A 7,823-nucleotide genomic window follows, 5' to 3' on the forward strand; every position below is an offset into this window, starting at 1 on the left:
ACACCGCACCCAGCGCGACCGGCACAATCGCCGCGCCGATCCCGACCAGCACGATCACGTTCAGGTACTGGCGGATGAACGGAATGTTGCCGAAGAAATAGCCGAGCAGCACGAGCAGCAGCACCCACACCAGCGCGCCGATCACGTTGAACAACTGGAAGCGCGCGACGCTCATCGACGAAGCCCCCGCGACGAACGGCGCGAACGTGCGCACGACCGGGATGAAGCGCGCGAGTACGATCGTCTTGCCGCCGTGCTTGTCGTAGAACGAGTGGGTCTTCTGCAGCGCGGCGCGATCGAGGAACCGCTCGAGCACCGGGATATGCGTATTGAACACCTTCGGGCCAACCCAGCGGCCGATCAGGTAGTTCACGGTGTTGCCGGAAATCGCCGCGACGAGCAGCAGCACGATCAGCAGGCCGACGTTCATTTCGCCCGTGGCCGCGAACGCGCCACCGATGAACAGCAGCGAATCGCCGGGCAGGAACGGGAACACGACGAGCCCCGTCTCGCAGAACACGATCAGGAACAGGACAAGATAGACCCACGCGCCGTACTGCCGGATGAAATCGCCGAGGAAAGCGTCGATATGCAGGACAAGGTTGACGAAATGAAGCAGCGTATCCAAATGCGATTCCTCGAAGGCGATGGGGCCGGAACGGCCGAACAGGCCAGACATGGCCGAGGCGCCCGCCTGTCAAGGCGGCGCGTGCAACGGGGTGATGATACCGAAACTACCTTAAGGCTCCGTGAAAAAACGTAACGGCCGGCCCCGCCGGCACGCGTTCGCCGCCTCGCTATAATTCGGCCATGTCCGATATCACCGAAACGGCCGCGGGCGCCGCGCCCGCCCCCGCCGCGCGCCCGCTGCGCGCGATCCAGCCCCTGCCCGACCAGCTGATCAGCCAGATCGCCGCCGGCGAGGTCGTCGAACGCCCGGCGTCGGTCGTCAAGGAGCTGCTCGAGAACGCGATGGACGCCGGCGCGACGACGCTGCGCATCGTGCTCGAAGAAGGCGGCGTCAAGCGCATCTCGATCACCGACGACGGCTGCGGGATTCCGCCGGACCAACTGGCGCTCGCGCTGATGCGCCACGCGACCAGCAAGATCCGCTCGCTCGAGGAGCTCGAGGCAGTCGCGACGCTGGGTTTTCGGGGCGAAGCGCTCGCGTCGATCGCGTCGGTGGCCGAAATGTCGATCACGAGCCGGACGGCCGACGCCGCGCATGCGATGAAGATCGATGCGCAGACGGGCGTGCTGTCGCCCGCTGCCGGCTCGATCGGCACGACGATCGAGGTGCGCGAGCTGTACTTCAACACGCCCGCGCGGCGCAAGTTCCTGAAGAGCGAGCAGACCGAATTCGGCCACTGCCTGGAAATGATCCGTCGCGCGGCGCTCGCGCGGCCGGACGTCGCGATCTCGGTGCTGCACAACGGCAAGGCCGTCGAGCACTGGAACGCGACCGAGCCCGCGCAGCGCGTCGCGAAGATCCTCGGCGAGAGCTTCGCGACCGCGCACCTGCCGCTCGACGAGCAGGCCGGCCCGCTCGCCGTCTACGGCTGCGCCGGCCTGCCGACCGCGAGCCGCGGGCGCGCCGACCAGCAGTATTTCTTCGTGAACGGCCGCTTCGTGCGCGACAAGCTGCTGACGCACGCGGTGCGCGCGGCCTACGAGGACGTGCTGCACGGCGACCGCTACCCGTCATACGTGCTGTTCCTCGATCTGCCGCCCGAAGCCGTCGACGTGAATGTGCACCCGTCGAAGATCGAAGTACGGTTCCGCGATTCGCGCTCGATCCACCAGTACGTGTTCCACGCGGTCCAGCGCGCGCTCGCGCGCCACGCGGGCGCGTCGCCGGAAACCACCGCCGGGCGGCCGACTGCCGCGCATCTCGAACCGGCCCCGCGCGGGCCGGCATCGTTCCTCGACACACCGCTCGGTCAGAGTCCGGGCGGCGCCGGCGGCATTGGCGGTAGCGGCTTCTCGTCGCCATCGTCTTCATCGTCGGCGGGCAACACCTGGATGCGCCAGGCGCGAATGACGCAGGGCACGCTGCCCGTCGCGCAGCCGCTCGCGCTCTACGACGCGCTGTTCGGCCGCAAGGACAGCGGCGCGGGCACGCCGGACGGCACGACGCTCATCGCCCGCGATGTGGCCGATTCGACCGACGCGCCGGCCGCGCCGCTGCCGGGCTTCGCCTCGGCGCCGCTCGCCGCCGGCGCGCACGACGAGCAGCCGCTCGGCTTCGCGCTCGGCCAGATCCACGGCATCTACGTGCTCGCGCAGAATGCGTACGGGCTCGTGATCGTCGACATGCACGCGGCCCACGAACGAATCCTGTACGAGCAGTTCAAGAACGCGCTCGCCGACCGCACGGTCGCCGTGCAGTCGCTGTTGCTGCCGATCTCGATGACGGCCACGCCGGTCGAGATCGGCACGGTCGAGGAAGAGCGCGACACGCTCGAATCGCTCGGCTTCGACCTCGCGGTGCTGTCGCCGACGACGCTCGCGATCCGCGCGGTGCCGGCGCTGCTGAAGGACGCCGACCTGCAGTCGCTCGCGCGCGCGGTGCTCGCCGACCTGCATGCGTTCGGCGGCTCGCGCGTGCTCACCGAGCGCCAGCACGAACTGCTCGGCACGCTCGCGTGCCATCACGCGGTGCGCGCGAACCGGCGCCTGACGCTCGACGAGATGAACGCGCTGCTGCGCCAGATGGAGGCGACCGAGCGCGCGGACCAGTGCAATCACGGCCGGCCGACCTGGTATCAGCTCACGCTGAACGATCTCGACCGTCTCTTCATGCGCGGGCAATGAGCGCTTCTTCGCAGTCCCGTCCGCAGTCCCGCCCGACGACGATCGCCTGCCTGCTCGGCCCCACCGCTTCCGGCAAAACCGCGGCGGCGCTGGCGCTCGCCGCGCGCCGTCCGATCGAGATCGTCAGCGTCGATTCGGCGCTCGTCTACCGCGACATGGATATCGGCACCGCGAAACCGTCGCGCGACGAGCGCGCGAGCGTGCCGCATCACCTGATCGACATCATCGACCCGGCCGACGCGTATTCGGCCGCGGAATTCCGCGCCGACACGCTCCGGCTGATCGGCGAGATCCTCGCGCGGGGCCGCACGCCGCTGCTCGCCGGCGGCACGATGCTGTACTACAAGGCGCTGACGCAAGGGCTCAACGACTTGCCGGGCGCCGACCCGGAAGTCCGCGCGGCACTCGACGCCGACGCCGCGCGCGACGGCTGGCCCGCGCTGCACGCGCGGCTCGCGCAGGTCGATCCCGACACGGCCGCGCGGCTCGCGCCGAACGATTCGCAGCGAATCCAGCGTGCGCTCGAAATCTTCATGCTGAGCGGGCAGCCGATGTCGGCGCTGCTCGCCGCGCCGCGCCGCACGGACGATGCGGCCGCCGCGTACCGCTTCGTGCCGGTCGCGCTCGAGCCATCGGACCGCGCGGTGCTGCACGCGCGGATCGCGCAGCGCTTCGACGCGATGCTCGACGCGGGCTTCATCGACGAAGTCGAACGGCTGCGGCGCCGCGACGATCTCCATCCCGACCTGCCGTCGATGCGTTGCGTCGGCTACCGGCAGGCGTGGGAATTCCTCGACGGCGATACCGACTACCGGACGATGCGCGACAAGGGCATCTTCGCGACCCGCCAGCTGTGCAAGCGCCAGATCACATGGCTGCGCGCGATGCCGGAGCGGATCGTGGTCGACTGCATCGCGCCGGATTCGACGGCCCGCGCGCTCGACGCGCTCGAACGCGTGCTCGACGGCCGCACGCCGGACTAGCCGCTCAGCCCGCCCGACGCGCCGCAAGGCGCGCGCGCGCGCCGTCGACGATCCATGCGATACCGCGCTCGAACGCTTCGTCGCCGCTGCGCTCGCGCAGCGCGGCCCAGCCTTGCGCGAACAACGGGTATTCGGCTGCATCCGGCAGCAGCGCATCGGTGTCGCCGTCCGGCCGCGCCTGCTCTTCCAGCACCCATCCGACCACGAAGCGCCCGATCGCGACCATCACGTCGACCGCCTCGTCCGGCTTGAAACCCGCTTCACCGAGCAGCGCGACCTTGCGTTCGATCGAACTGAAATGCAGCGCGCGCGGTCGCGTGCCGGCGTGCAGGCGCGCGCCGTCGCGATAGGCGAGCAGCGCGCGGCGAAAACTGCGCGCGTTCTCGGCGAGCCATGCATCCCATACGTCGCCTGGCCGCGGCAGCGACTCACCGTGGCGCTCCAGCATGATCGCCTCGGCCATCGCGTCGAGCAGCTCGGCCTTGTTCCTGAAATGCCAGTACAGCGTCGGCGACTGCACGCCGAGCCGCTCGGCGAGCCGCCGCGTGGACAGCCCGTCGATCCCCACCTCATCCAGCAATTCGAGCGCCGCGCGCAATACCGTGTCGCGCGTCAGTCGCGCGCCTGTGTCCTTCATCTCTATCACCGATAGGGAAACTGTGGAATACTGCGCACTCTATCATCGATAGAGTGATGCTCTTGAACCCGTCCCTGATTGCCATCCTGGCCACGGTCCTGCTCGACGCGATCGGCGTCGGGATCGTGATGCCGATCCTGCCCGGGCTGCTGCGCTCGCTCGCCGCCGCGGGCAGCACCGACACCCACTACGGCATCCTGCTCGCGCTGTACGCGTTCGCGCAGTTCCTGTGCGCGCCGCTGCTCGGCGCGCTGAGCGACCGTTTCGGCCGCCGCCCGGTGCTGCTCGCGTCGCTGGCCGGCGCCGCGCTCGACTATCTGCTGATGGCGCTCGCGCCGACACTCGCGTGGCTTTACGTCGGCCGGCTGATCGCGGGCATCACCGGCGCGAACGTCGCGGTCGCGACCGCGTACGTGACCGACGTGACGGCCGAGCCCGACCGCGCACGGCGCTTCGGCCAGCTCGGCGCGATGATGGGCATCGGCTTCATCGCCGGCCCGTTGATCGGCGGGCTGCTCGGCGTGCTGCATCTGCGTGCGCCGTTCGTCGCGGCCGCGTTGCTCAACGCGCTGAATCTCCTGCTCGTATGGCGCGTGCTGCCGGAATCGCGGCCGCGTTCTGCCCGCGAAGGCCAGGCGGTCGGCGCGCTCAACCCGTTCGCGAGCCTGCGCCGGCTGAGCGGCGCGCCCGCGCTCGCGCCGCTGGTCGGCATCTACGTGATCGTGGCGCTCGTGTCGCAGGCGCCAGCGACGCTGTGGATTCTCTACGGCCAGGAACATTTCGGCTGGTCGACGCCGGTCGCGGGGTTGTCGCTCGCCGGTTACGGCGCATGCCACGCGCTCGCGCAGGCGTTCGCGATCGGGCCGCTGATCGCGCGGCTCGGCGAGCGGCGCGCGCTCGCACTGGGCCTCGCGGGCGATGCGCTCGGGCTGGCGATCATCGCGTTCGCGACCGCCGGATGGGTGCCGTTCGCGCTGCTGCCGCTGTTCGCGGCCGGCGGCATGACGCTGCCGGCATTGCAGGCGATGCTCGCGCGGCAGGTCGACGATGCGCGCCAGGGCGAACTGCAAGGCACGCTGGGCAGCGTGGCGAGCCTGATCGGCGTCGCGGGGCCGCTGGTCGTCACCACGACCTACGCGGCGACGCGTGCGACCTGGCCGGGGCTCGTGTGGGCCGCGGCCGCGCTGCTGTACCTGCTCGTGCCGCCGTTGCTGGCCGGCGCGCGCCCGGCGAACGCGCCGCGAGCGTCCGCATAAGCGTCGGCGTGCGCCGTCGCGCTGAGCCCGCGACCGTCCGAAAAAAAACCGCCCGGATCGCTCCGGGCGGTTTTTCCTGCTGCATCTGTTTGCCGTGCGTCAGACCACGACCGTCTGCGCCTCGCCTTCGCGGGTCGCACGCACGGTGCCGATCTTCCACACCTGTTCGCCGGCGGCGGTCAGGTCGGCGATCGCTGCGTCGGCATCGGCCGCCGACACGATCACGGCCATGCCGATCCCGCAATTGAACACGCGGTGCATTTCCGCGTCGGCGACGCCGCCGTGCTCCTGCAGCCACTTGAACAGCGGCGGCAGCGGCCATGCCTTCTGGTCGAGCTCGGCGGTGAGGCCGTCGCGCAGCACGCGCGGAATATTCTCGACGAGGCCGCCGCCCGTGATGTGCGCCATGCCCTTCACCGACAGCTTCTGCATCAGCGCGAGCAGCGGCTTCACGTAGATGCGCGTGGGCGCCATCAGCGCGTCGGCCAGCGAGCGGCCATGGAAATCGGCGGACAGATCCGGGTTCGCGCGCTCGATGATCTTGCGCACGAGCGAGAAGCCGTTCGAGTGGATGCCGCTCGACGCGAGGCCCAGCACCACGTCGCCTTCGGCGATCGTGCTGCCGTCGATGATCTTGCTCTTCTCGACCGCGCCGACCGCGAAACCGGCCAGATCGTATTCGCCGTCCGGGTACATGCCCGGCATTTCGGCCGTTTCACCGCCGATCAGCGCACAGCCCGACAGTTCGCAGCCCTGCGCGATGCCCTTGACGACCGTGGCGGCCGTGTCGACGTCGAGCTTGCCGCACGCAAAATAGTCGAGGAAGAACAGCGGCTCGGCGCCCTGCACGAGGATGTCGTTGACGCTCATCGCGACCAGATCCTGGCCGACGGTGTCGTGTTTGTTCAGATGAAACGCGAGCTTGAGCTTGGTGCCGACGCCGTCGGTGCCCGACACGAGCACGGGCTCCTTGTACTTCTTCGGCACTTCGAACAGCGCGCCGAACCCGCCGATGCCGCCGAGCACGCCGTCGCGCAGGGTTTTCTTCGCAAAAGGCTTGATCTTGTCGATGAGCGCGTCGCCTGCGTCGATGTCGACACCTGCGTCGCGATAGGACAGACCCTGAGCGTCGGGAGCGGATTTCGGAGGATTCATGGGGGAATGCGAGAAGGTCGGTAAAATGCGATTTTACCCGAAGCCGGCCCGTTGGCCGGAATTCCCAGCACCGAATCGTCAGGGATTGCATCTTGGTCAACACGTCCCCGTTTTCATCGCCGGGCGAAGCGCGCCGAAACCCGCGCCGCGCCGCCGTGCGTACGGTCGCGCGTGAAGCCAGCCGAGGCGCCTTCCCCCGCGCGTGCCCGGCGTACGGCGCGCGTTTTTTCAACCGATCCGCATTGTGACTGCTGTGTCCCGTCAACTGACGCTCGATCTCGGCACGCCGCCGCCCGCCACGTTCGACAACTTCATCATGAGCGACGAGAACGACGAGCTCGTCACGCGCCTGCAGAAGCTCGATCTCGCGCTCGCGGCCGGCCCCGTGCCGGACCGGTCGTTCTACATCTGGGGCGAGCCGGGCAGCGGCCGCACCCACCTGCTGCAGGCGCTCGTGAGCGACGCGTCGTACGGCTATGCGCGCTACCTGACGCCGCAGAGCCCGCTCGGCGCGTTCACGTTCGACCCGCGCATCGGCATCTATGCGATCGACGACTGCGACCGGATGAGCGACACGCAGCAGGTCGCGCTGTTCAATCTGTTCAACGAAGTGCGCGCGCACCCGTCGAGCGCGTTCGTCGCGGCGGGCCCGGCGGCGCCGCTCGCGCTCGACGTGCGCGAGGATCTGCGCACGCGCCTCGGCTGGGGGCTCGTGTTCCACCTGTCGCCGCCGTCCGACGCCGGCAAGATCGCCGTGCTCAAGCTCGCGGCGAAGGAGCGCGGGATCGCGCTCACCGACGACATCGCCGCGTACCTGCTGACCCATTTCCGCCGCGACATGCCGAGCCTGATGGCCCTGCTCGACGCGCTCGACCGCTTCTCGCTCGAGCAAAAGCGAGCGGTCACGCTGCCGCTGCTGCGCCGGATGCTCGCGCGTCCCGGCGACGACATCACACCACCGGGCACGGGCCTGAACCG

7 protein-coding genes are annotated in these 7,823 nt (G+C 69.4%); 4 read left to right on the plus strand and 3 right to left on the minus strand.

Annotated elements, in window-relative coordinates:
* Positions 1–628 (minus strand): DedA family protein (locus JMF90_RS14595; protein WP_201325188.1); only part of this gene is annotated, 628 nt, incomplete at its 3' end.
* Between the two features lie 182 nt (positions 629–810).
* Here JMF90_RS14595 and mutL point away from each other — a divergent pair.
* Together mutL and miaA are read left to right on the plus strand one after the other, a co-directional pair.
* Positions 811–2,814, plus strand: a complete 2,004-nt coding sequence (gene mutL / locus JMF90_RS14600; RefSeq protein WP_201325189.1) for a DNA mismatch repair endonuclease MutL — start codon at positions 811–813, stop codon at positions 2,812–2,814.
* Positions 2,811–3,797 (plus strand): tRNA (adenosine(37)-N6)-dimethylallyltransferase MiaA, encoded by a 987-nt coding sequence (gene miaA, locus JMF90_RS14605; RefSeq protein ID WP_201316720.1) that lies wholly within the window; start codon positions 2,811–2,813, stop codon positions 3,795–3,797. Before mutL ends, miaA begins: the two co-directional genes overlap by 4 nt.
* 4 nt (positions 3,798–3,801) lie before the next feature.
* On the opposite strand, the gene tetR is transcribed toward miaA, so the two are convergent.
* Positions 3,802–4,434 (minus strand): tetracycline resistance transcriptional repressor TetR, encoded by a 633-nt coding sequence (gene tetR, locus JMF90_RS14610; protein WP_124677474.1) that lies wholly within the window; start codon positions 4,432–4,434, stop codon positions 3,802–3,804.
* A gap of 62 nt (positions 4,435–4,496) precedes the next feature.
* Between tetR and tet the strand changes: the two genes are divergently transcribed.
* Positions 4,497–5,690, plus strand: coding sequence for a Tet(A)/Tet(B)/Tet(C) family tetracycline efflux MFS transporter (gene tet, locus JMF90_RS14615; RefSeq protein ID WP_374104239.1), 1,194 nt, complete (start codon positions 4,497–4,499; stop codon positions 5,688–5,690).
* 99 nt (positions 5,691–5,789) lie between these two features.
* Here tet and purM read toward each other — a convergent pair whose 3' ends face one another.
* Positions 5,790–6,845 (minus strand): phosphoribosylformylglycinamidine cyclo-ligase, encoded by a 1,056-nt coding sequence (purM, locus tag JMF90_RS14620; protein ID WP_053524349.1) that lies wholly within the window; start codon positions 6,843–6,845, stop codon positions 5,790–5,792.
* 253 nt (positions 6,846–7,098) lie between these two features.
* Between purM and hda the strand changes: the two genes are divergently transcribed.
* Positions 7,099–7,823 (plus strand): DnaA regulatory inactivator Hda (gene hda, locus JMF90_RS14625; protein WP_236597980.1); only part of this gene is annotated, 725 nt, incomplete at its 3' end.

It is taken from the genome of Burkholderia sp. E168m23, assembly GCF_016586125.1.
Classification (GTDB): Bacteria; Pseudomonadota; Gammaproteobacteria; order Burkholderiales; family Burkholderiaceae; genus Burkholderia; species Burkholderia orbicola.

What these genes read in the sequence shown, in the direction of transcription:
- mutL (WP_201325189.1), top strand. Translation starts at nt 811, where the DNA reads ATGTCCGATATCACCGAAACGGCCGCGGGCGCCGCGCCCGCCCCCGCC.
- miaA (WP_201316720.1), top strand. Translation starts at nt 2,811, where the DNA reads ATGAGCGCTTCTTCGCAGTCCCGTCCGCAGTCCCGCCCGACGACGATC.
- tetR (WP_124677474.1), bottom strand. Translation starts at nt 4,434, where the DNA reads ATGAAGGACACAGGCGCGCGACTGACGCGCGACACGGTATTGCGCGCG.
- purM (WP_053524349.1), bottom strand. Translation starts at nt 6,845, where the DNA reads ATGAATCCTCCGAAATCCGCTCCCGACGCTCAGGGTCTGTCCTATCGC.